This is a genomic window from Streptomyces africanus, from assembly GCF_002150735.1.
Taxonomy (GTDB): domain Bacteria; phylum Actinomycetota; class Actinomycetes; order Streptomycetales; family Streptomycetaceae; genus Streptomyces; species Streptomyces africanus.
Map to the genome: position 1 here is coordinate 1 of NZ_MUKA01000546.1, position 1,043 is coordinate 1,043.

The 1,043-nt window shown below is 72.4% G+C and carries 1 protein-coding gene and 1 pseudogene; one reads left to right on the plus strand and one right to left on the minus strand.

Annotation, left to right across the window (positions count from 1 at the left end):
* Positions 1-521: methyltransferase domain-containing protein (locus tag CCL05_RS41810; RefSeq protein ID WP_143590042.1), on the plus strand; the 521-nt coding region annotated here is incomplete at its 5' end.
* A gap of 56 nt (positions 522-577) precedes the next feature.
* Here CCL05_RS41810 and CCL05_RS41815 read toward each other — a convergent pair.
* Positions 578-1,043 (minus strand): annotated as a pseudogene (locus tag CCL05_RS41815) (Asp-tRNA(Asn)/Glu-tRNA(Gln) amidotransferase subunit GatB); the annotation flags it as partial.

The window sequence follows — 1,043 nt, forward strand, 5'->3', positions numbered from 1 at the left end:
AGAACGCCGGGCGCATCGCCGAGGCGGGTGTCGCCGACCGCGTCCTGCCCGTGTTCGCCGAGGCGCACGACCTGCCGTTCGGCGAGAACGGCTTCGACGCGATCGTCTCCGTCGACGCCTACCAGTACTTCGGCACGAACGACCTGTACCTGCCCGGGCTGACGCGGCTGCTGAAGCCCGGCGGGCGGATCGGGGTCGTCGTACCGGCGCTGCGCGAGGAGATCGACGGCGTCGAACCGCCGGAGCATCTGAGGCCGTACTGGGAGCCGGGATTCTGGTGCTTCCACACGGCCGCCTGGTGGCGGCGCCACTGGACCCGCAGCGGGGCCGTGGAGGTCGAGACAGCCGACTGGCTGGAGGACGGCTGGCGCGACTGGCTGCGCTGGAGCGAGGTCGTGGCCGAGGAGCACACGGACGAGTTCCACATCCGGATGGCCGGCCGGAGCGCCGAGATGCTGCGCCTGGACCAGGGCGGCACGCTGGGCTTCGTCCGGGTCGTCGGCCGCCGCCCCGAGGCATAAAGGCGCAGGGGGGATGCACCGGTCTCGGTGCATCCCCCCTGTGGGGTTCGCGGAGGTCAGCCCTCGCTGACGCCCAGCTTCTGCAGGATCAGCTCCTTGACGCGGGCCGCGTCGGCCTGGCCCCGGGTCGCCTTCATGACCGCGCCGACCAGCGCGCCGCGTCGGAGACGACCTTCAGACCGCGCTTGTCGACGACCTCGTCCGGGGTGCCTTCGCCCGCGAGGACGCCTTCGATGACCTGACGGGCCAGCTTGTCGTTCAGGTCGCCCTTCACGACGAGCTCGGCGACCCGGGCCACCTGCTGCGGCGTGATCGCCAGCTCGTCGAGCGCCTTGCCCGACTCGTTGGCGCTGCGGGCCAGCTCGCCCATCCACCACTTGCGGGCGGAGGCGGCGTCGGCCCCGGCCTCGATGGTGGCGACGATGGGCTCCAGCGCACCGGCGTTGAGGATCGCCTGCATGTCGGTGGCCGAGACGCCCCACTCCTCGCGGAGCCGGTTGCGCCGGACCAGCGGCAGCTCCG